The following is a 24,729-nucleotide window of genomic DNA, read 5'->3' on the forward strand; positions in this document are numbered from 1 at the left end:
CGCGAGGCCGAATCAGCGGACCCGCCCGGCTCACGGGACCGTCACTCGCGGCCGAGCCAGTCCGTGATCGCGCTGACGACGCGGTCGAGGTGGGACTCGAGCAGGAAGTGCCCGCCGTCGACGAGCTCGATGCGCGCGTGAGGCGCGTCGCGGAGGAACGCCTGGGCGCCGGCGGGGGCGAAGATCTCGTCGTTCCGGCCCCAGACGGCGAGGACGGGGACTCCGGACTCGCGGATCCACGCCTGCACGGCCGGGTACAGGGCGCGGTTCGTGGCGTAGTCGCGGAAGAGCGCCAGCTGCACGTCATCCTGGCCGGGGCGGGCGAGGAGCGCGAGGTCGTGCTCCCAGGCGTCCGGATCGACGATGGTGGAGTCGGGGACACCGTGGGTGTACTGCCATTCGACGGCCTCCCGGCCGAGAGCCGGCCGGAGGGCGTCGCGCGTCTCGTCGGTCCGCTCGGCGGCGTCGGCCCAGATCGGGTCCCAGAAGCCGGGCACGAAGCCCTCCTCGTAGGCGTTGCCGTTCTGCGAGATCACGGCGACGACCGCGGACGGATCGGCGAGGGCGAGGCGCCAGCCGACGGGGGCGCCGTAGTCCTGGACGTAGATCGTGTACCGGGTCACCCCGATGGTCTCGAGGAAGCGGCCGGTCACCGCGGTCAGGGCGGCGAACGTGTAGTCGAAGTCCTCGACGGAGGGCGCGGACGAGCGCCCGAAGCCGATGTGGTCGGGGGCGATGACGCGGTAGTGCCCCGCGAGGGCGGGGAGGAGGTGGCGGAACATGTGCGAGCTGCTCGGGTACCCGTGCAGCAGCAGGAGGACAGGCGCGTCGACGGGCCCGGCCTCCCGCCAGAAGACGTCGAGTCCGTCGACGGACACGGTGCGGTGATGGACGACGACCATGGCTAACCCCTTAAAGTAGATTTACTGGTTAGCCGGACGCTAGCATGGATCGAACGGGCCGCACGGCGGGAGAACGGGGAACGATGGATCGGGACGAGGAGCTGCTCCTGGCGGTGCTGAACAGCGCGCCCGTGGTGGACGGACGGCCGACGGACGACCTCGGCGACGCGTCCGGTCGCGAGCTCGCCCGGCGGTGGGGCGGAGTCGGCACCGAGGACGAGCTCGAGCGGCTGCGCCGCGCCCGCGACGCACTCCAGGCCGTCGTGCGCTCGGACGCGCCCGCGGCCATCACGGAGCTCGCGGACCTGGTCGCGCACGCCGTGCGCACCCCGCGCGTCACCGGTGAGGGCGTCGTGTGGGAGCTGAGCGCTCCCGAGCCGGATCGCCTCGCGGTGCAGTCGGTCCTCGCCTGGTCCGCTGTGAACGCCCGGTTCCCCGGGCGGCTCCGCGCCTGCGCGAACGACGAGTGCAACCTCTTCCTCCTCGACCGCAGCCGCCCCGGCACCGCCAAGTGGTGCTCGATGGCGACGTGCGGCAACCGGATGAAGGCCCGCGCGCACGCGAGCCGGTCGCGGGACTGAGCGCGGCCGGGAGGCGCAGCGGCGAACGCTAGGCGCCGCGCAGCCGGGCCGTCGATGCGGACGCCTGCGCTCGAGCGCGCCGCAGGGCGTCCTCGCGTCCGGCCGCGTTGAGGCGGGCGGGACCGTAGGTGACCACCGGGGGCAGGACGTCGTACCCGACGAACTCGAGCATCCCGCGATGGATGTGGAAGAGGAACGACTGCAGGTCGCCGTAGCCGTCGGCGGCGCCGGGCGCGAAGGCCGCTTCGCCGCCGCCCGTCGTCAGCAGGAGCATCGCGCTCCTGCCACGCAGGCCGCCCTCGGCGAAGACGCCGTGCTCGCCTCCGAACGTCGCGCCCATCACGAAGACGCGGTCGATCCAGCCCTTCATGATCGCCGGCATCGAGAACCACCACAGGGGGAACGAGAGCACCAGGAGATCCGCCTGCATCAGCTCGTCGAGGTCGCTCGTGACGGGCTCCCCGAGCGTCTTCTCGAGGACCGCGGTCATCTGCTGCGCCTGCGGCTTGAAGTAGCCGGAGCCGGGCGCGAACTGGTCGCGGTGCAGCACCGGGTCCCGGCCCTCGGCGTACAGGTCGAGCCGGCGCACCTCCATGCCGTCGGCCCTCAGCTGCTCGAGGACCGCGTCCGCCTGCGCCGAGGAGAAGGACCGCTCCTCAGGATGGGCGTGGACGAGCAGAGCGCGGCGAGCGGGAGCGGCCTCGGAAGCATCGGTCATGCCGCCGATCATATCGACGATTCGCGATATGTCGCTAGATTGAGGCTCCGAGGCGCTTCAGGAGCCCGTCGACGTCGGCGTCGCTCCTCCGGTAGTGGGTGTACTTCCCGACGCGCGTCGAGCGGACGAGGCCCGCGCGCTCCAGGGATCCCATGTACGACGAGATGGTCGACTGCGCGAGACCGCTCTTCGCGGCGAGATGCGTGACGCAGACCCCGAACTCGGCGCGGTCGGCGATCGGCTCGAACTCGCTGAACGACGCCTCAGGAGAGCGGAGCCACTCCATGATCTGCAGTCGCGTGGGATTGCCCAGTGCCTTCAGCACCTCGACCAGTCCCGTGTCCACCGCGCCATTCTCCCCCGCTCGCCGCCCGGGCGCCTCCGCACCGGAATCACCCTCCGCCCGGACGCACCCCGCTCACGGCAGCAGGACCACCTTGCCGTCGAGCGTCCGGGACTCGGCGAGCTCCATCGCCTCGACGATCCCGGTGAGCGGGAAGCGGGCGGCGATGTTGGCCGTCAGCGAGCCGTCGGCGAGGAGTCCGAGCACGCGGCCGAGGTCCTCCTCGAGCCGCGCACGGAAGCGCGCGGGGCGCAGCGAGTGGCCCGCCCAGAGGTCGTAGAAGACCGCGCGCCGGCCGTTGGGGGCCAGCTGGTAGGCCTGGATCCGCGCGAGCTGGCGGAGGAACGGGGGCCAGATGCTCCCGGCGCTCGCGCTGACGATCGCGTAGGCGACGAGGGTGCCGCCGGGCGCGAGCAGCGACCACGCCAGCCGGGTCGTCGCTCCGCCGACGTTGTCGAAGACGGCCTGCACGCCGCCGGGAGCGAGCTCGCGCACGCGAGCGGCGAGGTCGGGATCGGCGTAGTCGACGGGCTCCACTCCGGCCGCTTGGAGGGCCTCGTGGTGGCGGGGCGAGGCGGCGCCGATCACGCGGATCCCCTCGAGGCGGGCGAGGCGGTGCACGAGGCCGCCGACTCCGCCGTTCGCGCCGAACAGGAGGATCGTGTCGCCGCGGGAGACCCGCGCCGAGCGGTGCAGCATCTGCCACGCCGTCACTCCGTTGACCACGACGGCCTCGGCGTCCTCCGACGCGACCGCGTCGGGGACGTGAACGCAGTCGCGGGCGGCGACACGGGCGTGCCCGGTCCAGCCGCCGGTCTTGGTGAGCGCGGCGACCCGGCGGCCCTCGAGCGACGCGTCGCCGCCGGGGCCGACCGCGAGGACCCGGCCGACGAGGTCGTAGCCGGGCGTGAAGGGGAACGGCGGCTGGGCGAAGTAGCGGCCGCGGCGCATCGACTGCTCGGCGAACGAGATGCCGGTGGCCTCGACGGCGACGAGCAGCTCGCCGGCCGCGGGCGGCTCGACCGGCGCCTGCTCGAGGAGCAGTCCGGACGGCTCGACGATCCCGGGGAGGACGACGCGGGTGGTGGTGCGGGGAAGGGTGGTGGACATGAGGGGTTCCTGGAATTTGTAGTGAGTGACTGGACAGTCACAACGGCGGGCATGAGGAAGAGGGTGGCGAAGAGGAGGAGGGGAGGAAGAAGAGGAGCAGACGGGAGGACCGCGGACTCAGTCGCGGTGCCGGATGCCGTCGGAGACGATGCGGGCCCACTCGGAGTCGACGCCGCCGAGGTCGGTCTGCACGATCAGGTGGCAGAGCTGCCCGTAGGCGACGAAGCGCTGCACGGCCGGACCGTCGGCTCCGGAGACGACGGTGACCGTTCGGACGACCGCGGAGATCCCGCGGCGCACCGCCTCGCGGATCTCGGGGACCTCGCACGCGCTCTGCGCCTGTGACTGCAGCATGATCAGGTCGCGGTCGGCGATCAGGTCGATGTAGGCGACGGTCATCGCCTCGAGCCGGTCGGCCGGGTCCGAGGAGGGCGAGGCCTCCCCCGCCGCCGCGAGCGTGGACGCCACCTGCTCGTAGCAACGGTCAACCGCGGCGACGAAGACGCCGAGCTTGCCCGGGAACAGGCGGAAGACGTAGGCGGGCGAGACACCGGCCTCGGCGGCGACCTCGGTGATCGGAGTCGCGGCGTAGCCGGTGCGCGCGAACACGTGGAGCGCCGCCGCGGTGATCCGCTCGCGCTGCGCCTCGGCGGTGGAGCGGGAGGAGGGGGAAGCCATGTGACTGATCGAACACTTACTTCGCTCGCCTGTCAAGAGCGCTGCCGGACGAGTCGACACGCGGGCCGGATCAGGAGCCCCGACGACTCCGTCAGCAGTACCGACGCAGGCCTGCCGGCCAGGAGGGGCGCGCGCCGCTCCGGAGCTCGAGCGCGCCTCCTCCGCCCTGCCGAAAATGGTTCGGCTACCGTCCGTGGCGGGCCGAGTTCCTCGGTCCGCCACCCGAGGAGGGATTGCCCATGCACGATTCGACCGAGGCTGCCGTCGTTAAGAGGGTCCTGGAGGACGAGATCCTCGAGAACTACGCCTCCGTGGTGGACGTGGTCCGGACCTGGATCGAGAGCCCGAACAGCGTCTGCATCGTCTACCGGCGCCGTCTCGACGGCGACCAGCTGATCGGTCGGCGCATCCGCTTCCCACCGCACGCCGCGGACGACGACCCCGTCTCGACGGGAGTCGACGCGGCTCTGAACACGGCCGAGCCCCTCGGCGCGCTCCTGGAGAGCGCGCGGCTCGCTGACGGGGTCCTCTGGGTCGCGATACCGCCGGCCGACGCACTGCCCTTGATCCCGGACAGGCGGTCAGCGCCGAGCCGGGACTGAGCGACGCCGGCGAGCCCGACCGAGCACCCCCTACCACGCGTCCCCACCGCACCCCTAGGTTGGGGGGACCCGCATCGCCGACCGCGCACCACTGAGTTCCGATGGAGGAACGCCATGGCCACGACACCCGTGCTCCGCAGGATCGCGATCGCGCTGGTCGCGGTCGTCTCGGTGGCGAGTGGTGGGTGCCGCCCAACAGGCGCTAACCCCGTGAAGAATAAGCGGGTTGAGTGGGCCCGGTAGCCGATGTAGAGCCCATGCGCAGGTGTGTGACGTTAGTCAGGTCGGCGCGCGTCTTCAGTATACCTGTTGCGAGCGCTTGTCCAAGAGGTGCGAGTGCAGGTCCTTCTTGGTCCAATCCGTGAACCATTGGGGACCAACCCTTTCTACAGCTGTGACGGCTGCTCTCGTCGATTTTGCGCCGTGTAGCTCCAAGATTCGACGCTTGAACGCTTCGTCGAAATAAGGTGAAGACATCACATCGAGCGCGAGCACCGCCCGCTCGGCATTGTCGTCTTCCTCTCGAAGAAGTTCTTCAAGTCGGACAAGAATCCATTTATCGACAAGCCCGCGAAGCCGCCGGTAATCAGGACCATCTTTGATATACCTGATTACTGTCATAGCCGCAGTGGCATGAAACCACTCGGGCACTTCCGCGAAGTTTGTATCAGGATGTGCAACGCCAAGAAATGACATTAAAGACGCTTCCGGCACCGCGTAACCCTCGCCAAGCTCGCCAAGCAAATCGAGAAGGTAAAGACCCTCGATCATTGCATTCTGCGCCATGGGGTATCGGACCATTTGCAACATCACCTCTGAATACAAGGTTTGCCGAAGATATTCCTGCCGATCTACAGACATCTCAATCGACCTTGCCGCCTTCAGTGTAAAAGCGGATATTCGCGCAACCTTCACCGCCGCACTAGCCAGGCCCGACCCGCTATAGATGAAAAACGCAAACTCGATCGCCGCCGAGAAGCGATCTAAGATAAAAGAATCCCGCTCGCTCCGGCCCTCCGGCGTCAATTTAGTTTCCTCCGACAAAATGAGCGGACTGGCAAAACGCTCGAGTGCCTCCTCGACTTGGACAAGCGCATAATTCGCCAGTTCACGTGGTCGAACCGCTGTCCTCGATAGGATCGACTTATAAGATGGGATAAGCTGCCGGAACGCTGTAGCCGAGCTAGGAATCAACCACCCCTGAGCGCCTTCCCCGCAACAAGCGACAGGTTGTGGATTCAGTTCTGAGCTGGACAGCAGACTTCGGACTTCGACTTTCGCAAGACTCAATGGAGTGAGATAAGGAGTCACGACGTTCTCTATCTTCGACTCTTGAATATGAAGCTTGTATCGTCTCAAGCAAGTCCGCACTGCTTCGTTGACAGAAGCCCCAGTAGACGAGTCGTTAAAAAAGAAGAAGAAATCATCGACATATCTATAACCAGAGTAGTCGCGACCCGCCAGGAGCCCTTCTGACTCGAGCTGCGCCTCAACGTCTCGATCGATGCGTTGGAGTATTAGCTCGGCAAAGATGCGTGACACTTCCGGTCCGATCAGAATGCCGTTTGTCTCGTCCTCATTCATTGCCCGCATGAGGGCATCGAAGCGGCTTGGAAAAGTCCCTTTAAAAGCGGTCCTATTGGACTTCACGTTGTCACGGCCGTAGACCGCCCACTCGAGGGAGTGAGTGTAAATAGAATCAAAACACTTCGAAACATCGAGGCGAAGGAGTTTTGAGTACTTCTTTTCCGATTCGACAAACTCAGGGGAATCATAGAAGCTGTGAATATTTGAGTACAGATCGTAGCGGAAAAATGACCGAAGCTTGCTATACTCATGTCTTTTCGACTCAACGCCAAATTTTTCCCGTTCGATCTTCTTCGCAAATAGATCGTCTCGCACTACCGTAACGCGAGCCTCTTCCACAGGTTTTCTGAGCGAATAGCTACTTAACTGACCGAAATGAGTGATCAAGCTTCTGTACTCGTCATAGAAGCGGACAAATGCAAGTTGTGTTCGCGGATGCGGAAGAGAAAGGTCGCGAAAATCTTGTTCACCGTGACGAATTCGGAACCGATAAGGAACGGTCTTCACATCTAGCATTTTGGGAGTAACTCTAAACCACTTTCCCCTTTGGTTTATTTCTGGCATCCAGCTAATTCGGGGGCCGAGAGCCAGGCGCAGCAGTTCCTCTACGCCAGGCTCATTGCGAATATACAAGTCCTTCCCGACAAACGTTGCATGGTGTTGCGTCAAGAAGGCGTAAAAACCCGCATTTGAGAAGCCAGCGGGAAGTTCGTAAGGAAGAAATTCCGAGAGCACGGCTCGCATTGGTTTATGACGGATCTTGTATCGGTTGCTATTCTTGGGCATAACGCCAAACCTTCCCCGCCTCGGCTAGTTGTCGTTGAGAAAATCTGTCGAATCGAACCGACGCAAAACCATCAGAGAACGTCAACTCCGAAAGGCGCGACTGAAGCCCTGCAGAAACGGTGGTTGATCTTGCTCTACTTAGAAGATGCTGATCTAGTAACGCCATCCTTGCACTGGGCTCGACTAGCGCTCTATTCGAAAAGGAGATGCCCATCATTGTATTTCCTGACGAACGCGAGACTCGTCGGTTACCAGTAAGCATACGAACACGAGTCACCAGTGCTGTAGCCGAACCGACGTTCTCGGGCGCCGTCCGCTCAAAACGGTCAAATGCAGCATTTATACGAGCAATATACCGTTCAAATTTGCGCTTCGAAATATCCAACTCGACCAGCCCCTCTCTAAGCCGGAGCCGGTACTCATAGCCGAGAAGATGCAGAATGCGATAGTCTGCACGATCATTCGAGGAATATGATCGAGTTTTTTTTGCGTTGAGGGAAAGCCCTCTTGTCCGAAGCAGCTTCGATAACACGGGCTTGACCGCCTCAACGGCAACAGATTGAGATTTATGTGACGAGATTACTACTATGTCGTCGACGTATCGTGAGTAGTAGATTACACCTTTTATCTTTCTGACCGTGTCGTCCACTTGTTGGAGGTAGATTTCTGAGAGAAATGAACTTAAGCCGACTCCCCTAGGCAGACCCATTTTGCGTCCAGTGAAATTTGCATAGTCAGTGAGTAGCTGACGAACGAATTGGTAGGAAGTTCTACTCACCAGGCGGTTCTGGTCTATAAGAAGCAATAGGCTATGATGAGTCACGTTATCGAAGAAGGCCGTCACGTCAGCCTTGAGAAGTGTTTTGGGGCTTCTATCAGAGAGCAGTTTAGCAACCTGAGTCACCATCAAGTGCCGATCGGTTGTTGTCAGCTTGAAAGCGTCAATGAGGTTCTGTTCAAGCTGTTTTGCGACGAAAAAGTCCGCATTTGATCGCCGCAACAACTTATACACCTCCTTACCCTTCCTTGTACCGACTTGACTTAGGTCAAGTGCATAGTTCCCGACGGCGATCCGCCGCGACGCTTCCACGCTGTACTTCTGCAAAGTGCTTGTGAGAAGTTCACGCCTTTTGACTGTGGCTTGAAGCCTCTTCTCCGCGAATTCCGTCTCATGCTCGATTCGAGATGACGAATCGGTCGGCAGAGCTGAAACCGCGATGTTTCGCATCCCCCGAAGCCGCCGCAACTCTTGACTATATGCTTCCAGCCCGGGAACGAGATCATTCATTTTTCGGCCACGTCGCGACTCGCGGTCCCAAATATCTTGAAAGTTTGAGGCCGAGAATGTCTGGTCCGACATCATCGAGCCTTGTGCTTAGCGAGTTCCATGACCTCATGGTATTGGTTCAGCTCGGTGCTGACTGAGGAAAAATTTGGCCTGAGGTTGGAAAGACCGTGGCCGCACGCATGTCATGAGAGTTCGCACGTAAGGGCCAAGTGTTTGCGAGCAGCATTTGCCCCCGGAAGAGCGATCGGTTCTTGAGCGCTGACGCCAGCAGATGCGACCGATGGCGAAGGGCCGCATTTCGCCTCCGATCAAGTGGAACTGATGCCGCGGAGCCCACGGCACACCCCCTACCCCGCACCCCCACCTCGCCCCTAGGTTGGGGGGACCCGCATCGCCGACCGCGCACCACAGAGTTCCGATGGAGGAACGCCATGGCCACGACACCCGTGCTCCGCAGGATCGCGATCGCGCTGGTCGCGGTCGTCGCAGTGGGAGTGGCGGGTGCCGCACCGGCGTCCGCTCTCGACAGGCCCGTCTCCGGATACCTGAAGGACAGCGGGCTCACGCCCGAGAAGATCCGCGACTTCCTCGGCGGACCGCTCATCTCGCCCTCGACGCAGGTGGGCTACGGCGGAGCGGTCTCGAGCGTCGACGCGAACGCGAGCCGCGTGGGCATGGAGGTGCTGAAGCGCGGCGGCAACGCAGCTGACGCCGCGGTCGCCACGGCCGCGGCCCTCGGCGTGAGCGAGCCGTACAGCGCCGGCATCGGCGGAGGCGGGTACTTCGTCTACTTCGACAAGGCCTCCGGCGAGGTCAGCACCATCGACGGACGCGAGACAGCGCCGGCCGGGATCACCTCGGACGCGTTCCTCGACCCCGCGACCGGAGCCCCGTACCCGTTCACCCCGGACCTCGTCTCCTCCGGCGTCGCGGTCGGCGTGCCCGGCACGGTGGCGACCTGGGACACCGCGGTCGACCGCTTCGGCACCCTGCCGCTCCCCGTCGTGCTGGCGCCCTCGATCGCGCTCGCGGCGAAGGGCTTCCGGGTGGACGAGACCTTCCGCAACCAGACGCTCGACAACCTCGAGCGGTTCCAGGCGTTCCCCGACACGGCCGAGCTGTTCCTCCCCGGAGGGGACGCGCCGAAGGTGGGCAGCACCTTCCGCAACCTCGACCTCGCGAAGACGCTGACCTCCATCGCCGTCCACGGGCCGGACGCGTTCTACGAGGGCGCGCTGGCCGCCGAGATCGCCGACACGGTCCAGAACCCGCGGATCGCCAAGGGGTCGGACCTCCCCGCCCCGGCCGGCACGATGACCGCCGCCGACCTCGCGGCGTACTCGGTCGCCGAGCAGGCGCCGACCCGCGTCTCCTACCGCGGACTCGACGTCTACGGGATGGCGCCCTCCTCCTCCGGCGGGATCGCGGTCGGCGAGGCCCTCAACATCCTCGAGAACCACGACCTCGCGTCCGAGGACACGGGCAGCGCCCTGCACCTCTACCTCGAGGCGTCCGCCCGCGCCTTCGCCGACCGCGGCGCCTACGTCGGCGGCCCGGCCTTCGTCGACGTGCCCACCGAGACGCTCCTCAGCCAGGAGTTCGCGGACTCGCGGGACTGCACGATCGACCCGGCGACCGCCTCCGTCCGCCCGGTCCCGCCCGGCGCGCTCGACGGCTCCGGATGCGCGACCGCCCCCGCCGCGGTGGAGTCGGACACCGAGAACATCTCCACCACCCACCTCTCGGTCGTCGACAAGTGGGGCAACGCCGCCTCCTACACGCTCACGATCGAGCAGACCGGCGGCTCGGCGATGACCGTCCCCGGCCGCGGCTTCCTCCTCAACAACGAGATGACCGACTTCTCCCCCACCTTCGTCGACGGGGACCCGAACCGGATCGAGCCGGGCAAGCGCCCGCGCTCGTCGATGTCGCCGACGATCGTGCTCGACGGCGGGGACGTGCGGTTCGTCGTCGGCTCGCCGGGCGGATCCACGATCATCACGACGGTCCTGCAGACCCTGGTCAACCGCATCGACCTCGGCATGACGCTCCCCGAGGCGGTGGCAGCGCCCCGCGCCTCCCAGCGCAACGGCGCGACGACCTCCGCCGAGCCCGAGTTCATCGAGGCGTACGCCGACGACCTCGCGCCCTTCGGCCAGCAGCTGGTCCCCTCGGGCGACACCTTCACCTCGGCCGCGCAGATCGGCGCGGTGGCCGCCATCGAGGTCGACCCCTCCGGCCGGATGACCGCGGTCGCCGAACCGGTGCGGCGCGGCGGCGGCGTCGGGCTGGTGGTCCGGCCCGAGAAGTGACGCCCCGGAGCCTCCGCGGCGCGCTGAGAGGAACCGTCGGCCGGCCGCCCCTCTCGCCCGAGAGCGGTCCTCCGCGGGAAGGAGGCGTCTGCGACACTGGGGAGATGTCGTCGTCGCGCCCGCTGCGCACCCTCCGGGGTGTCGTCGCGGCGACGGTGGCGACGCTCGTCGCGCTGTTCTCACACGTGGCCGGCGGCGGCCAGATCCCGGGTCCGCTCGGTGTCGCGATGCCGCTCGTCCTGTCGGTCCTGGTGTGCGTGGCGCTCGCCGGGCGCAGGCTCTCCCTGGTCCGCCTGGCGGTCTCGGTGGGAGTCAGCCAGTTCCTGTTCCACACGCTCTTCACGATCGGGACCTTCGCGGGGCCGGTCGATGCGCCAATGGTGCACGCGCACCACGGTGCCGTGATCGACGTCAGCGCGGCGATGACGCACAGCGGGATGACCGGCTCCTCGATGTGGGCGGCGCACCTCGTCGCCGCCGTCGCGACGACCGCGGCGCTCCACCGCGGCGAGTCCCTCCTCGTCCGAGTCGCCGCGACGACGAGCCACCTCGTCACCCGCCTGGTGCGGGTCGTGCCGGCTCCGGTGGCCGCTCCTCGACCCGCGCGACGCTCCTCCTTCGAGCTGCGCGACGTGCTCCCCCTCGCCTCGGGCGTCTTCCCCCAGGCGGCGCTGCGGCGCGGCCCCCCTCTGCAGCCCGCCTCCTGATCATCGACGCGAGCCGCGGCGAGGACCTCCCCGGAGGTCCCCGCGGCGTCTGACCGACCCGTCTCCTCCCCGGACCCTCGCGAACGGCGCGCCCCTCACCGGGACGGCGGAGGCCGACGAGCCCGACTTCGAGGCGACGACGGCAATCGGCTTCCCGGTGATCCCGGAGTTCTCGCACATGAGGCGCGCCCGCTCGGAGAACACCGCCGAGCGCTTCCACCGCCGCGCCTACAACTACGACGACACCCCGACGGGCGAGGAGATCTCGAACTCCGGGCTGATCTTCGCGGCGTACCAGGCCGACGTCACCGCGCAGTTCGTGCCGATCCAGAGGCGACTGGACGAGCTGGACCTGCTCAACGAGTGGACGACGCCGATCGGCTCCGCCGTCTTCGCGATCCCGCCGGGCTGCGTCGAGGGCGGCTACATCGGCGACACCCTCCTCTGACCCTCACCGGCACCCGCCACAGCACCGAAGGACCAGAAGCATGACCACCACCGCCACGAGACCCCGCGACTCCGCCGACACCCCGCCCCCGCCGCGCAGAAGCAGCGGAGGCTGGCTCGGACAGCTGCTGCTCCGCCTGCACTTCTCCGCCGCCCTGTTCGTCGGGCCGTTCATCCTCGTCGCCGCGACCAGCGGAGCGCTCTACGCACTCACCCCGCAGCTCGAGCAGGTCGTCTACGCGCAGGAGCTGCACGCCCCCGAAGCGGACACCTCCCTGCCCCTGGCCGACCAGATCGACGCCGCCGACGCGTACACCGGAGGCGGGCAGAGCATCGTCGCCGTCCGCCCCGCGCCGAACCCCGGCGACACCACCCGGGTGATGTACGCGGACCCGTCGCTCGGCGCCAGCGAGACCCGCGCGGTCTTCATCGACCCGGCCACCGCCGACGTCCGCGGCGACCTCACCGCCTACGGCACCAGCGGCGCCCTGCCGTTGCGGACCTGGGTCAGCGACCTGCACCGGACGCTGCACCTCGGGGACGTGGGCCGCTACTACAGCGAGCTCGCCGCCTCCTGGCTGGGGGTCGTCGCCCTCGCCGGCCTGGGCCTCTGGATCATCCGCCTCCGCCGCGCCCGCGTGAAGAGGGACCTGCTGCGCCCCGCGCCGAGGACCACCGGCTACAAGCGCCTGTTCTCCTGGCACGCCTCCACCGGCGTCTGGCTGCTCGTCGGCGCCCTGTTCCTCTCGACCACCGGCATCACCTGGTCGCTCTACGGAGGCGGGAACTTCGAGACCCTCCGCTCCGCTGTCGGCTGGACCACACCCTCGCTGGGGACGACGCTCGGCGACCGGACCGGCGAGGTGGCCGACGAGCACGCCGGACACGCCGGACACGGCGCGGCCACCGGCGACGCCGGCGAGTCGACGGCGGGCTACTCGCCGGCCGCCTACGACTCGGTGCTCTCGGTCGCCCGCGAGGTCAACGTGAACACGGGACTGGTCGAGATCCGGCCGCCCGCGGCGGAGGGCTCGGCCTGGGTCGTGCAGGAGATCCAGCGCAGCTTCCCGACCGAGGTCGACGGCGTCGCGATCGACGGGAGCACGATGCAGGTCGTCGACCGGGTCGACTTCGCCGACTTCGGCCTCGTCGCCAAGCTCTCCCGCTGGGGCATCGACACGCACATGGGCTCGATGTTCGGGCTGCCCAACCAGCTGCTGCTGTTCGTCACCGCGGCCGGCATCTCCACGATGGTCGTGCTCGGGTACCTGATGTGGTGGAAGCGCCGCCCCACCCGCGGCCCCCGACGGCTCGGCGGCACCCCGCCGGCCCGGGGAGCGCTCCGGCGCGCGCCGTGGTGGGGAGTCGCGTCCGTCCTGGTGGTCGCCGCCGCGGTCGGGCTGTTCCTCCCGCTCCTGGGGGCGAGCCTCGCGGCCTTCGTGATCATCGACACGCTGCTGGGGCTCCGACCCGCGAACCGCTGAGCGCGCGGGCGCCGACCCGGTGAGGTCCACCGGGCCGGCGTCACAGCCCCTTCGGGAAGCCGAGGGAGCGCAGCACGGGGTCGAGGCCCTCCCACTGCTGACGCCGCTCCGCGTCCCGGTCGGCGTCGCTCCCCCGGAGTCCGACCGCCTTCCTCACCGTTGTCTCCGTGGATTCGGGGCAGTTGTCGGCTCCGGAACGCGCCAGGGGTCCCGGGTACGGCTGACCGCCTTCAGCCGCCTGATGACATGCCGTGATGAGCCGCCCGGGACCCCGCAACGGCAGGACCGCTCATGGAGAGACGCGACCAGATCGCCCCGTGATGACATGCCGGCGAGGTCGTTCACGGCGCACCGCACCCGCTGAACGGAAGGACCCTGCGTGCCCCGACTCCGGGCCGGAATCGACGCCGGCAAGACCGACCACCACTGCCGGTGAGGATGCATCGATGATGCTCATCGCGCGCCTCCGAGCCAGAGTCCTGTTGCTGCGGCGATGACGCTGAGGAGGAGCGTGCCGAGGGCGTTGATGGCGGAGGCGAGTTGGCGTCCTTCGGCGAGGAGACGGACGGTTTCGAGGCTGGCGGTGGAGAAGGTGGTGTAGCCGCCGAGGAAGCCGGTGCCGAGGACGAGTCGCCACGGCTCGGGGGCGATGCCTGCGAGGGCGAGGCCGGTGATCAGGCCGAGGAGGAGTGATCCGGTGACGTTGATGACGGTGGTGCCCCAGGGGTAGGCGCCGCCGGTGCGGGCCTTGATGAGCCCATCGAGGAGGAGCCGTGTTGCGGCTCCGATTCCACCGGCGAGGGAGAGCGCGAGGAACAGTGCGGGTGTCATGCCGGCACCTTCCTCTGCGTGCGTCGCCGGTGGAGTGCTGCGGCGAGGGCGACTCCGGTCCAGGACGCGAGGGCACCGAGCAGGACGGTGCCGAGCGCGTAGAGAGCGGCGGGTGCGGGGTGTCCTGTGGTGAGCAGGTGGGCGGTGTCGGTGGCGAGGGTGCTGTAGGTGGTGAAGCCTCCGAGCGCTCCGGTACCGAGCAGCAGCCGTGCGGTGCGGCGTCGGCCCTCGTCGCTGCCGGCTCTGGCGAGGCTCTCCAGGAGTACGCCGAGCAGGAGCGCGCCGACGATGTTGATGGCGAAGACGACGGTGTCGAAGGCGGGATCGGCGGGGAACGCGAGGGTCAGGCCTTCCCGCGCCCCGGTCCCGACCGTGCCGCCGGCGGCGACGAGGAGGAGGTATCGCGGACGCAGGTGCACGGGTCGTGGCGTCCCGTCGGGGGCGTCGTCGACGTCGAGGTCGCTGTCGACCGGCAGCTCGGGGTCGGGGTCCGGGGGGCGGTGACGGTGGCGGTCATCAGTCACGGGGAGTGGGACCTTTCGGGAGGGGGCGGGTCAGTGGGTGAGACCGTAGTGCAGCGTGGGGTCGAGGTGTTCGATGTCGACGAGGCGGTTGTACTTCGCGACCCTCTCGCCGCGCGCGGGGGCGCCGGATTTGATCTGCCCGACTCCGGTTCCCACCGAGAGGTCGGCGATGAAGGTGTCGAGGGTCTCGCCGGAGCGGTGGGAGACCATGCAGCGCATGCCGGCGTCGTGCGCGGCCGCGATCGCGTCGAGGGTGCCGGTGATGGTGCCGATCTGATTGGGCTTGATGAGTGCGGCGTTGGAGTAGCCGTCGCGGGCTCCGTCGCGGATGCGGTCGGCGTCGGTGACGTAGAGGTCGTCTCCCACGAGCTGCACCCGGTCGCTGATGGCGTGGGCGAGGAGGGCCCAGCCCTCGTGGTCGTCCTCGGCGAAGCCGTCCTCGATGCTGCGGATCGGGTAGTCGGCGATCAGCTTCTCGTAGTAGCGGGCGAGTGCGTCGCGGTCGAGATCGGTGCCGGCGACGGTGTAGTGGCCGTCGCCGTGGAAGAAGCCGTTCGCGGCGGGATCCATCGCGATCGCGATGTCACCGGTGCCGGGCTGGTATCCGGCGTCGGTGATCGCTGCGACGAGGAGGTCCAGGGCGTCTTCGGGCCGGTCGATGGGGGGCGCGAAGCCGCCCTCGTCGCCGAGCCCGGAGGTGCCGTAGGCGGTGCGGACGCGGGCGGCGAGGGCGTGATAGATCTCGGCGCCGACCTGCACTGCCTCCTCCTCGGTGCCGGCGGAGACGGGGGCGATCATGAACTCTTGGAAGTCGAGGCCGTTCGCGGCGTGCGCGCCGCCGTTGATGACGTTGAAGTGCGGGACGGGCAGGGAGGCGGTCGCCCCGGTGTGATCGGCGATCCACCGGTGCAGGGGCAGGCCGGTGCGCGCGGCGAAGGCGCGGGCGGCCGCGATGGAGACGGCGACGACGGAGTTCGCTCCGAGGCGGGCGAGGTTCGCGGTTCCATCCAGCGCTCGCAGCGCTTCGTCGATCTCGCGAAGCGAAGTCCAGGAGTGATCGAGCAGGAGGGCGCGGATCTCGCCGTCGACGGCCGCGACAGCGGAGCGGACTCCGCGTCCGCCGAACGCGGGGCCGCCGTCGCGCAGCTCGACCGCTTCGAACGCGCCCGTCGAGGCGCCCGCGGGGGCGGAGGCGTCCAGGACGGTGTCGTCGTCCAGACGCAGGGTGACAGCGACGGTCGGGAAGCCGCGGGAGTCGAGGATCTGCCGTGCGGCGACGTCGGTGATGACCAGCGGGTGTCCGGCGGGGTGGGTGACGTACTCGCCCGTCCCGTGGATGCTGGTGCGGGTGTGGCTGATGTAGGCGTTCATCAGGTTCCTCCTTCGTGGGCGAGCGTGATCGCCGCCCGGTCGGCTCTTGCGGGGTCGAGGTAGCGTCCGCTCCTCGAGATCGGTGTCCCGGACGGCCCGGTGTCGTACAGGTACGGCTGACCCGTCGGGATGTTCAGATCGCGGACCGCGGCATCGCCGAGGTCCTCGAGAAGGGCGCGCAGCGCGCGCAGGGAGTTGCCGTGCCCGACGATGAGCACCGTCTCGCCCTCCTGGAGGGCGGGCAGGATTCGCTCCTCGAGGAGCGGCTGCAGTCGGTGGACGACGTCGCGCAACGACTCCGTCTCCGTCATCGCCTCGGCCGGCTGCCCACGGAACGCCGCGGACCTGTGCAGCTGCACGAAGGCGGCGGCGGACAGAGCAGGCGGGCGGACGTCCATCGACCGGCGCCACTCCAGGAAGGCGTCGGCCCCGTACCGGGCTCCGACGGCGCTTGTGGACAGGCCGGTGAGCGCTCCGTAGTTGCGCTCGTTCAGCCGCCACTGGGCCGCGACGATCCGCGGCCGCCCTGGAAGGGCGCCGGCGATGATCCGGGCCGATTCGGTGGAGCGTTGCAGGGTCGACGTGAGGATCAGATCGGGGTCGATCGATGCGTCCCTCAGTAGCGTCGCGGCCTGTCGCGCTTCGTCACGTCCGAGGTCGGTGAGGGGGACGTCGAGGACGCCGCAGAAGAGACCGTCGGCGTTGCCGGTGCTCTCACCGTGGCGCACGAGGACGAGCGGGGGATGCGCGGGCATGGGTCACCTACCTGGTCTCTGATCGAGAAGGTAGGAACCATCAGCCTCGGCGGCAGTTCGAGCTCACGCTCGGGCGGGATCCATCACCACTGCCGTCAGCCTACGCCCGCACCTCGGTCAGGACCAGGGCAGCGGCTCCGAATCATCGACCGGGGCGAGGGGGATCATGAGGGCCGGCCGGTGCTGACGGTGAGCGAGACGGGCGCCGACGGCACCGGAGAAGACCTCCTGCACGGTGCGACGCAGAGACGGCTCCTTCGTGCCGACAATGATCATGACCGCATCGACACGGTCCGCGAGCGTCGCCAGAGCGTGTGCAACGTCACCGGCCATCTGATGCGTCTGCCACGGGACACGGTCACCGACGATCCGGTCAAGCCGCTCGAGGATCGCAGGATCTGGAGCCAGTGGAGTGTCGCAGATGCACTGCGGGCGACACCGGTGCCTTCCTCCCGGGTCTGGTCCCCGCCAACTGCCCGCGCGTTCACGTGCGGACGCTGCGGCGTACCCGAATCGGCTGCTACTGACGAAGCGCGCCTCGGGAACGAACGGTGGGATCACGCTCGACCCGACGATCGGGGTGTCGTCGAGGACGGCACGCGGTCGAACCGATCACCACGGAGACCACCGCGCGCGAGGCGGTGAGAAGCAGCTCAGGCGCAAGGGGGTCGCGAATCGTCGTCGGCGCGGTTCACTCACTGCATGGATGGTCTGCCCTTCGTTGTTCTCGTCGTCATCTTTCTCGCCGCCGCCGCAGTGGTGTGGGTCGCCGGCATCCAGTTGTCGAAGGCCACGGACGTTCTGGATGCGCGTCTGCACCTGGGGAGTGCGCTGGGCGGTCTGATCGTTCTCGCCGTCGCGACGAACCTGCCGGAGATCGCGATCACCGTGTCCGCCGCGCTCTCCGGGAACCTGGACGTCGCGGTCGGCAACATCCTCGGCGGCATCGCACTGCAGACCGTGGTCCTCGTCGTCCTCGACCTGTTCGGCAAGCGCGGAAAGGGTGCGAAGCCGCTCACCTACCGTGCCGCGTCCCTCACACTCGTGCTCGAGGGGCTCGTGGTCGTCGCGGTGCTCGCCGTCGTCATCGCCGGCAGCCAGCTGCCCTCCGGACTTGAAGTGCTGCGCCTGACCCCGGACGTCGTCCTCATCGCCGGCCTCTGGGTCGTCGGGCTGCTGCTCGTGCAACGCTCCGGCAAGCACCTCCCCTGGCACGAGGACGGGCGGGCCCCCGACGCGACAGCATCCCCCTCGAAGAAGAAGACGCACCCGATGAGCACACGCAAGGCGACCATCGTGTTCACGATCTCCGCCGCGGCGACCCTCCTCGCCGGTGTCGTGCTCGAGCGCGCCGGTGACGCAGCATCCTCGCAGCTCGGTCTCTCCGGGGTGCTGTTCGGAGCCACCGTGCTCGCTCTCGCCACCTCCCTCCCCGAGATCTCGACCGGGCTGCAAGCCATCAAGCAGGGCGACGACAACCTCGCCATCAGCGACATCTTCGGCGGCAACGCCTTCCTCCCCGTCCTGTTCCTCGTCGCCACCGTCCTCTCCGGCACCGCAGTCCTCCCGCAGGCGAACTCGTCCGACATCTACCTCACCGCTCTCGCCGCCCTGCTCACCCTCGTCTACATCGTCGGACTGATCTTCCGACCCACCCGCCGCATCGCCGGCATGGGAATCGACTCGTTGATCGTGCTCGCGCTCTACACCGTCGGCATCGCCGGGCTCTTCGCCATCACCGCGACATGACGTCCGCGCCGCCGTGGGCAGATCGACCAGATCGCTGTAGCTCGAGCAGACACGGCCGCTGGCGTGATCGGCGTAGCGACGAGCCGTGCACCGGTCAGCGCAACTCGTGTGCGATCTCCAGGAACGCCGCCGCGGACGACCCGATTCGATCGGACCAGATGGCGCGGAGGGGTCGCACGAGTGCTGGTCCGCGGAGGGGCACTCGTATCAGTGAGCGCGCGGCGAGATCTGTTTCGACGGTGAGGATGCTCATGACGGCGGGCGCGATGCCGGCGCGGGCGTTCGCTCGGATGATCGCCGTCGTCTCCAGGATCGCGGCGGGAGTCGTGAGTGCGAGCCCGGCGTCGTGGAGCCATGCTTCGAGGGTCGTCCGGGTGCCGGAGCCTTCCTCTCGCGTCAGCAGTGCGGTCCCGGCCAACTCCTCGGCGCCGATACTCGCCGCGCGTGCCCAGGGGTGGTCCGGTGCCACGACGACAGCGAGTTCGTCCTCCGTGACCACGTCAGAGGAGAGCGTGGCAGTGGACGCCGGTGTCTCGACGAATCCGAGCTGCGCCGCACCGGATCGCACGAGCTCTGTGACCGTGGCTGAATTGCCGGCGATCAGCTGCACACTCACCTCGGGTGTGCGCTGTCGGAATTCGAGGAGCCAGCGTGGGAGCAGCAGTTCGGCGATGGTCTGCGACGCCGCGAGAACCAGTGAGCCGGTCGGCTGTCGCAGTGCCGCCGCGCCCGCCTCGAGGCGGCGGGACGCCTCGAGGACCGGGCCGGCCAACTCGAGCACGAGCCGGCCCGCGTCGGTCATCAGGGACCCGATCGGAGAGCGGCGCACGAGCGGCTGCCCGATGGCGCGCTCCGCTACCCGCAGACGCGCCGAGACGGCCTGCTGGGTGACACCGAGGGCTTCGGCAGCGCGGGAGAGCGAGCCCGCCTCGGCGATGCGTTCGAGCACCTCCAGCGTGTCGAGATCCAGGATCCGGTCCGTCAATCGCCGCGTCGCCACAAGCACTCATTGTGCCCCGCCAACACGATCGCTGTATCGGCTGGTGACGGCGATGCTCAGGCTGGAGTCATGACAACTTTCTCCCCCGCCCGCGCATCTTCCTCGATCGGGCATCCTCCGCGGTCGAGGCGCTTGTTCCGGGAGTTGGAGCATCCGGGACTGATCGTGTCGAACCTGACGCCGAACTGGTTCGCGTCGATCATGGGCACCGGCATCGTCGCGGTCGCCGCCGCGTCCCTGCCACTCCAGTTCCCCGGACTCCGTACCGGGGCCACCGTCATCTGGGCGATCGCCGCGCTGCTGCTCGTCGCGCTGACCGTCGCGACCGGGCTGCACTGGGTCCGCTACCGCGGTACAGCGGCGAGGCACCACCTGAATCCGGTCCTCTCGCACTTCTACGGCGCGCCGCCGATGGCGTTTCTCACCGTCGGCGCGGGAACCCTCCTCCTCGGCAAGGACTGGATCGGCCTGCCGGCCGCTGTCGCCATCGACTGGGTGCTCTGGGGTGCGGGGACTCTCGGCGGGCTGGCGACGGCGGTCCTGGTGCCCTACCTCGCGTTCACCCGGCATGAGAACAAGCCCGATTCGGCGTTCGGCGGCTGGCTGATGCCGATCGTTCCGCCGATGGTGTCCGCTTCCACCGGCGCAGTGCTGCTGCCGTACGCGCCCGCCGGGCAAGCGCGGGAGACGCTCCTGTGGTCCTGCTACGGCTTCTTCGGCCTCAGCCTGGTCGCGTCGCTGGTGGTGATCACCCTGATCTGGAACCGGCTCGCGCAGCACAAGGTAGGAGCGGCGGGGATGGTGCCGACGCTGTGGATCGTCCTCGGTCCGGTCGGACAGTCGATCACCGCTGTGAATCTGCTCGCCTCGAACGCGCCCACCGTCGTGGACGCCGGCATGGCGCGTGCGCTGCTGGTCGTGGCTCTGGTGTACGGCTTCGCGATGCTCGGCTTCGCGCTGCTCTGGACCGTCATCGCCCTCGCGATCACCCTCCGCACCGCGAAGGAGCACCTGCCGTTCAGTCTGACGTGGTGGTCGTTCACGTTCCCCGTCGGCACCTGCGTCACTGGACTGAACGGCCTCGCCCTGCACTCCGGTCTCACGGTCGTCGCCGGCCTCGCCGTGCTCTACTACGTCGGCCTGGTCGCCGCGTGGATCATCGTCGCCGCCCGCACGTTCCACGGTTCCGTGATCCGCGGCACCCTGCTCGCACCACCGCGGCCGGCCTGACCGGGATCGAGGAGCATCGTGGATGTCCGAACCCTGAACGCCCTCGCCGAGACCTGGCGGAGTACCGCGGACGCGACCGGACGCTTCGTTCCGGGCTTCGATCCCCGCTCCGGCGGCACCGCCAGTCGCGTCCTGGTGCTGATGCAGTCACCCGGCCCTCGGACGATCGCCGCGGGATCCGCTGCCGTCTGCAGCGAAGACAACCTCGGGCCCACCGCCGCCGCGTTCCGGGCGGCCCGCATCGAGTCCGGACTCTCCCGCGACCACTACGTCCGGTGGAACCTCATCCCGTGGGAGATCCCTGGCCGCGTCCGCCCCGCGGACATCGAGCAGGGCCGGCTCGCGCTCGGTGAGCTGCTGGAGCTGCTGCCCGCGCTCGAAGCCGTCGTCACCTACGGGACCGTGGCGCTCGACGGGGTCATGCGCTATCTGACCCTGCACGATGATCCCCGTGTCGTCCCCGTCCTCGCGGCACCGCACCCCTCACCGGCCAACGGGCGTCACCGCGCCGACCAGCACCTCCGCTCCGTGAACGCGCTCCGCCTCGCGAATCGTCTCGGATCCGGTCGGCGAGTCGCAGACTGACGGCACTGAAGGGAGACGTCCGCGTCTCGGTCGTCACCGGTCGCCGTGACCGATGGGGTGTTGATCTCAGACGGCCCCCGTCCTCGAACCGCTGACGGGAACGGCCTGGTCGTCCACGACGTCGACGGTGTACGCCGCGCCGTGCTCGAGCGTGTGGCCGACGGTGCACTGGCGGTCGACCGCCCGGTGGGTGCGCTCGGACAGTGAGGCGATCCGCTCGGGATCGAGCGCCGACAGGTCGGCGCGGATCACGGCGGCGATCGAGTCGTAGCGGTCCTCGCCCTCGGGCTTGGTCGCGGTGATGTCGGTGGTCGCTTCGAAGTCGGCTCCGAGCCGGCTGGCGAGGATGTGGTCCGAGGAGAGCATGCCGCAGGCGGCGAGGGCGAGGTGCAGCAGCTCGCCGGGCGAGAACACGCCGTCGGCGTCCGACCCGCCGATGCGGACCTCGGCTCCTCGCGCGTTGCGGCCGATGAAGCTTCTCGGGCCCTCGCGGGTGATGTGCAGCGGCGTGGTCTCGGTGCTCATGGTCTGCTCCTGTCCGGTGCCCGCGGCACCGCGGGCAGTGTCGGTGTCTCCTGCGGGTGGGCGGTGTCTCAGGTGTCGGTGCGGACGAGGGGGGAGTTCGTGCCGCGGACCCTGATGTCGACGCCGGTGATCTCCGACCGGGCGACGCCCGTGGACGCCGCCAGGTCGACGGCGCGCCGCCCGGCCGCCGTCCAGGTGGCGACGGTGATCGTGCTGCCGTCTGTGCGGGTGATCACGAGTTCGTACTCCGCGTCGGCGGGCGCATCACCACTGTAGGTGCAGCTCCACTCCAGCCGGGTGCCCCACGGCTTCCCCTCGACCTGGATGTCCGCAGCGAGAGCGGGATCGGCCGCGATCGGGTCCATCGGTTCGAGGGTCGCCTCGCTCGCCACGGGAGCGCCCGCGATGCCCGTGCCGAGAGCGACACCTCCGAAGACGGAGGCGGTGACGGCGGCCGCGACGGCGAGGGACGTCACCAGCCGGCGCCGACGTCGGCGCGTCCGGACACGGTGGGCGATGGCGGGCAGCGTCACCATCGACGGCGGCGCCTCCTCGCCGTCGTCCGATGCGCTGATGGCGAGAGCGTCCTCGACGGAGAGGCGGCCGACGATGCCGGGCAGTCCTGCCAGCTCTGCCACGGCCGCGCGGCAGGCCGCGCAGCCGCTGAGGTGCTGCTCGTACTCGAGTCGCTGATCCGCGGGGAGAGCGCCGAGGACGTAGGACGCGTCCCAGTCGCGGTACTCGTCCTCCGTCGCAGAGCTTCCGTGGTGGTCGTTCATCGGGTGACGCCCCTTTCCTGCAGAGCCAGTCGCAGTCCGCGCAGTCCGTAGTGCAATCGAGATTTCGCTGTTCCCTCGGGGATGGAGTGCCGGCGGGCGATCTCGGGGACGGTGTGTCCGAGGAAGTACGCGTCCACCACGATCTGACGATGCTCCACCGACAGCGATGCGAGAGCGTCGGCGACCAGGATGCTGTCCAGGACCGCGTCGGTGCGATCGGGGACGGCGCCGCCGCCGTCCTCGTCCTTCGCCGGCACCTCGCGTCGGCTCCGAGCGGATCGGGCGTCGTCGATGACGAGGTTGCGGGCGACGGTGAACAGCCACGCGCGAGCGGCGTCGGCGTCGCGTTCGAGGACCTGCGGGCGCTGCCAGGCTCGGACCATCGTCTCCTGCACGACGTCCTCCGTCAGCGCCGCGTTCCGAGTGAGGTTCTGCACGAAGCGCCGCAAGGCCGGGCCGTGACTCTCGTACAGCGCCGCCAGGAGCTCATCGACGGGGCGGGGCACAACGCTCACCGCCTCGAAGCGCCACGGTGCGCTCCCTCATCACGGTTGCTGCGATCACTACCGGTCATCCCTTCCGTCCATGCCTGTCGAGAACCGGCGACCCGGCCCGACGATGCGCTTCGCTGCGCGGGGACGGGTCGCCGTCGCATCAGGACGCCGGGGTGGCGGTGCTCATGGCCGCGGCTTCCTTGTTCATCGTGCCGTCAGGGAGGAGGACGTACCAGGCGTCCTTCACACCCTGCCCGTTGACCTGGCCCGGCGCGGTGTCCTTCGCGAACCGGTAGACCGGCCATCCGTCGACGGTCAGCTGGGTCGTCCCGTCGGTGCGCGTGATCGAGCCGACCCCTCCGGTGATCCCGTCCGCGGCGGTCGTGCTGGACGCCGACACGGCCGGCCAGGTCGTGGCGCACTCGTCGTAGCAGCTGCTGCTGCCCGAGTTCTGCGTGTCCTTGGCGAATGTGTAGACGGTGTAGCCAGCCTCGTCCGTGATGATCTCGCCCAGCGGCGAGGACGCCGTCGTGAGAGCCGCCGTCCCAGCGGAGGCGGTCGCGGTGGCGGAGGCCATCGCGGTGGCGGAGGGGCTGTCGGCCGGCGCTTCCGACGAGGCGGCCGAGCCGGCGGCCGTCGAGCATCCGGCGAGAAGGACGGCGGCGAACGCCGCAGTCGTCACAGTGGTCGCGATTCGCTTGAGCATGATGCCTCCTGTAGTGCGGGGGCCGAGGTGGTCCCACCGAGGACACGACACAGCAGTCGCGGACGTTCAACGACGCGAGAAGATCGCTGGGAGAGCATCCGCGCAGCGGGCGGATTCAGTGAGAGCGACGATCCGTTGCGCGCTCCTTCGCGTGAAGGCCCGAGGCTGCGCGCTGCTCTCCACGGCGGCGTGCGAGCAGTGATCGACCATGTGCGCGACGGCTGCGGCAGGCTCGCCCGCCTGCGTCGCGGCGCGGGCTGCGGCGTGCGCCGTGAAGGCCGCCGCGCGGCACTCGGTCATCGGAGCCTCGCCCCGCCCCCAGGCGAGGAGGACGTCGAGCGCGCGCCGGGGCCGGGCATTGTCCGGGTCCCGCTCCTCGAACGCGGGGAGGGCGCGCTCCGCGCACTCCGCCGCCCACCGCGCGAGCGCCCGGTGGACCTCCGGCTCCGGATCCGCCCAGGCCGGCTCCTCCGCTCCGCTCACGGGTCTTCCTCCGATTCCGGAGCTCAGCTGGCTCTTCCCAGATGAGGGTGTAGGTCGGCCGGGAGCGTCGGTCCGCAGATAGACGTCGAGGTCTCCCGACGACGGAGGTTCCTACGCCATCCGTCCGAAAGACCTCGACGTGACCGACGCTA

General features: G+C 68.4%; 26 protein-coding genes, 1 pseudogene and 1 riboswitch. Of the genes and pseudogenes, 9 read left to right on the top strand and 18 right to left on the bottom strand.

The features are described from left to right. Window positions 1-41 precede the first annotated feature (41 nt). Entirely contained in the window at window positions 42-902 is an 861-nt protein-coding gene (locus C5C74_RS05130; RefSeq protein ID WP_104351100.1) for an alpha/beta fold hydrolase, read from the bottom strand. Window positions 903-985: 83 nt separating this feature from the next. Between C5C74_RS05130 and C5C74_RS05135 the strand changes: the two genes are divergently transcribed. Beyond that, the gene (locus C5C74_RS05135) at window positions 986-1,483 is read left to right on the top strand and encodes a CGNR zinc finger domain-containing protein (protein WP_104351101.1); all 498 of its coding nucleotides are present in this window, start codon (window positions 986-988) and stop codon (window positions 1,481-1,483) included. A gap of 28 nt (window positions 1,484-1,511) precedes the next feature. Here the strand turns inward: C5C74_RS05135 and C5C74_RS05140 are convergent, their stop codons facing one another. The 4 genes from C5C74_RS05140 to C5C74_RS05155 form a co-directional block, all read right to left on the bottom strand. Next, the gene (locus tag C5C74_RS05140; RefSeq protein WP_104351123.1) at window positions 1,512-2,201 is read right to left on the bottom strand and encodes an NAD(P)H-dependent oxidoreductase; all 690 of its coding nucleotides are present in this window, start codon (window positions 2,199-2,201) and stop codon (window positions 1,512-1,514) included. Window positions 2,202-2,235: 34 nt separating this feature from the next. Beyond that, a complete protein-coding gene (locus C5C74_RS05145; protein ID WP_244230566.1) occupies window positions 2,236-2,547 on the bottom strand; it encodes a helix-turn-helix transcriptional regulator in 312 nt (103 codons plus the stop codon). Window positions 2,548-2,619: 72 nt separating this feature from the next. Then, entirely contained in the window at window positions 2,620-3,654 is a 1,035-nt protein-coding gene (locus C5C74_RS05150; protein ID WP_104351102.1) for a medium chain dehydrogenase/reductase family protein, read from the bottom strand. Window positions 3,655-3,771: 117 nt separating this feature from the next. Beyond that, window positions 3,772-4,332: a TetR/AcrR family transcriptional regulator gene (locus C5C74_RS05155; protein WP_104288592.1), complete on the bottom strand. Its 561-nt coding sequence runs from the start codon at window positions 4,330-4,332 to the stop codon at window positions 3,772-3,774. A gap of 239 nt (window positions 4,333-4,571) precedes the next feature. On the opposite strand from C5C74_RS05155, the gene C5C74_RS05160 reads away from it, so the two are divergent. Further along, window positions 4,572-4,934 carry a hypothetical protein gene (locus C5C74_RS05160; protein ID WP_104351103.1) on the top strand — a complete coding sequence of 121 codons (363 nt, stop codon included), beginning with the start codon at window positions 4,572-4,574 and terminating at the stop codon, window positions 4,932-4,934. Window positions 4,935-5,231: 297 nt separating this feature from the next. Here the strand turns inward: C5C74_RS05160 and drt3b are convergent, their stop codons facing one another. Both drt3b and drt3a read right to left on the bottom strand, forming a co-directional pair. Beyond that, window positions 5,232-7,307: an antiviral reverse transcriptase Drt3b gene (gene drt3b, locus C5C74_RS05165; RefSeq protein ID WP_104351104.1), complete on the bottom strand. Its 2,076-nt coding sequence runs from the start codon at window positions 7,305-7,307 to the stop codon at window positions 5,232-5,234. Beyond that, complete coding sequence (gene drt3a / locus C5C74_RS05170) at window positions 7,294-8,667, bottom strand: antiviral reverse transcriptase Drt3a (protein ID WP_181134648.1); 1,374 nt, start codon at window positions 8,665-8,667, stop codon at window positions 7,294-7,296. The genes drt3b and drt3a overlap by 14 nt, the downstream gene beginning before the upstream one ends. A gap of 359 nt (window positions 8,668-9,026) precedes the next feature. Here drt3a and ggt point away from each other — a divergent pair, with 359 nt between their 5' ends. From ggt to C5C74_RS05190, 4 genes and pseudogenes are all read left to right on the top strand, one after another. After that, entirely contained in the window at window positions 9,027-10,907 is a 1,881-nt protein-coding gene (gene ggt / locus C5C74_RS05175) for a gamma-glutamyltransferase (protein ID WP_104351106.1), read from the top strand. Window positions 10,908-11,011: 104 nt separating this feature from the next. Continuing rightward, on the top strand, window positions 11,012-11,614 hold the full coding sequence (locus tag C5C74_RS05180; protein WP_104351107.1) for a hypothetical protein: 603 nt from the start codon (window positions 11,012-11,014) through the stop codon (window positions 11,612-11,614). A gap of 67 nt (window positions 11,615-11,681) precedes the next feature. Next, window positions 11,682-12,062: pseudogene (locus C5C74_RS05185) on the top strand (Dyp-type peroxidase); the annotation flags it as partial. A 40-nt stretch (window positions 12,063-12,102) separates the two neighbouring features. Further along, window positions 12,103-13,545: a PepSY domain-containing protein gene (locus C5C74_RS05190; protein ID WP_104351108.1), complete on the top strand. Its 1,443-nt coding sequence runs from the start codon at window positions 12,103-12,105 to the stop codon at window positions 13,543-13,545. A gap of 453 nt (window positions 13,546-13,998) precedes the next feature. Here the strand turns inward: C5C74_RS05190 and crcB are convergent, their stop codons facing one another. The 5 genes from crcB to C5C74_RS05215 all read right to left on the bottom strand — a co-directional run bounded on the left by crcB (window position 13,999) and on the right by C5C74_RS05215 (window position 17,359). Then, window positions 13,999-14,376, bottom strand: a complete 378-nt coding sequence (gene crcB, locus C5C74_RS05195) for a fluoride efflux transporter CrcB (RefSeq protein WP_104224798.1) — start codon at window positions 14,374-14,376, stop codon at window positions 13,999-14,001. Further along, on the bottom strand, window positions 14,373-14,900 hold the full coding sequence (locus tag C5C74_RS05200) for a CrcB family protein (RefSeq protein WP_258062373.1): 528 nt from the start codon (window positions 14,898-14,900) through the stop codon (window positions 14,373-14,375). Before C5C74_RS05200 ends, crcB begins: the two co-directional genes overlap by 4 nt. A gap of 30 nt (window positions 14,901-14,930) precedes the next feature. Further along, window positions 14,931-16,271 carry a phosphopyruvate hydratase gene (eno, locus tag C5C74_RS05205; protein WP_104234121.1) on the bottom strand — a complete coding sequence of 447 codons (1,341 nt, stop codon included), beginning with the start codon at window positions 16,269-16,271 and terminating at the stop codon, window positions 14,931-14,933. Further along, the gene (locus tag C5C74_RS05210) at window positions 16,271-17,026 is read right to left on the bottom strand and encodes a 2,3-diphosphoglycerate-dependent phosphoglycerate mutase (RefSeq protein WP_104273837.1); all 756 of its coding nucleotides are present in this window, start codon (window positions 17,024-17,026) and stop codon (window positions 16,271-16,273) included. The genes eno and C5C74_RS05210 overlap by 1 nt, the downstream gene beginning before the upstream one ends. Window positions 17,027-17,050: 24 nt before the next feature. After that, window positions 17,051-17,123, bottom strand: a riboswitch (Fluoride riboswitch). A gap of 20 nt (window positions 17,124-17,143) precedes the next feature. Beyond that, a complete protein-coding gene (locus tag C5C74_RS05215; protein WP_104248139.1) occupies window positions 17,144-17,359 on the bottom strand; it encodes a hypothetical protein in 216 nt (71 codons plus the stop codon). Between the two features lie 369 nt (window positions 17,360-17,728). On the opposite strand from C5C74_RS05215, the gene C5C74_RS05220 reads away from it, so the two are divergent. Then, the gene (locus C5C74_RS05220) at window positions 17,729-18,775 is read left to right on the top strand and encodes a sodium:calcium antiporter (RefSeq protein WP_104267626.1); all 1,047 of its coding nucleotides are present in this window, start codon (window positions 17,729-17,731) and stop codon (window positions 18,773-18,775) included. 94 nt (window positions 18,776-18,869) lie between these two features. Here the strand turns inward: C5C74_RS05220 and C5C74_RS05225 are convergent, their stop codons facing one another. Beyond that, the gene (locus C5C74_RS05225) at window positions 18,870-19,775 is read right to left on the bottom strand and encodes a LysR family transcriptional regulator (protein WP_104351109.1); all 906 of its coding nucleotides are present in this window, start codon (window positions 19,773-19,775) and stop codon (window positions 18,870-18,872) included. A 165-nt stretch (window positions 19,776-19,940) separates the two neighbouring features. On the opposite strand from C5C74_RS05225, the gene C5C74_RS05230 reads away from it, so the two are divergent. Beyond that, complete coding sequence (locus C5C74_RS05230; RefSeq protein WP_258064100.1) at window positions 19,941-21,005, top strand: TDT family transporter; 1,065 nt, start codon at window positions 19,941-19,943, stop codon at window positions 21,003-21,005. 18 nt (window positions 21,006-21,023) lie between these two features. Continuing rightward, entirely contained in the window at window positions 21,024-21,590 is a 567-nt protein-coding gene (locus C5C74_RS05235) for a uracil-DNA glycosylase family protein (RefSeq protein ID WP_258062371.1), read from the top strand. Between the two features lie 66 nt (window positions 21,591-21,656). Here the strand turns inward: C5C74_RS05235 and C5C74_RS05240 are convergent, their stop codons facing one another. The 5 genes from C5C74_RS05240 to C5C74_RS18035 form a co-directional block, all read right to left on the bottom strand. Continuing rightward, window positions 21,657-22,115, bottom strand: coding sequence for an OsmC family protein (locus tag C5C74_RS05240; protein ID WP_104263392.1), 459 nt, complete (start codon window positions 22,113-22,115; stop codon window positions 21,657-21,659). A 68-nt stretch (window positions 22,116-22,183) separates the two neighbouring features. Beyond that, window positions 22,184-22,894 (bottom strand): anti-sigma factor, encoded by a 711-nt coding sequence (locus C5C74_RS05245; RefSeq protein ID WP_104257433.1) that lies wholly within the window; start codon window positions 22,892-22,894, stop codon window positions 22,184-22,186. After that, the gene (locus C5C74_RS05250; protein ID WP_056865923.1) at window positions 22,891-23,400 is read right to left on the bottom strand and encodes a sigma-70 family RNA polymerase sigma factor; all 510 of its coding nucleotides are present in this window, start codon (window positions 23,398-23,400) and stop codon (window positions 22,891-22,893) included. Before C5C74_RS05250 ends, C5C74_RS05245 begins: the two co-directional genes overlap by 4 nt. A gap of 148 nt (window positions 23,401-23,548) precedes the next feature. Then, window positions 23,549-24,094: a hypothetical protein gene (locus C5C74_RS05255; RefSeq protein WP_104351110.1), complete on the bottom strand. Its 546-nt coding sequence runs from the start codon at window positions 24,092-24,094 to the stop codon at window positions 23,549-23,551. Window positions 24,095-24,160: 66 nt separating this feature from the next. Next, window positions 24,161-24,577, bottom strand: coding sequence for a putative immunity protein (locus C5C74_RS18035; protein ID WP_374953493.1), 417 nt, complete (start codon window positions 24,575-24,577; stop codon window positions 24,161-24,163). Window positions 24,578-24,729 lie beyond the last annotated feature (152 nt).

The sequence above is a fragment of the Rathayibacter sp. AY1E8 genome (assembly GCF_002931415.1).
GTDB lineage: Bacteria > Actinomycetota > Actinomycetes > Actinomycetales > Microbacteriaceae > Rathayibacter.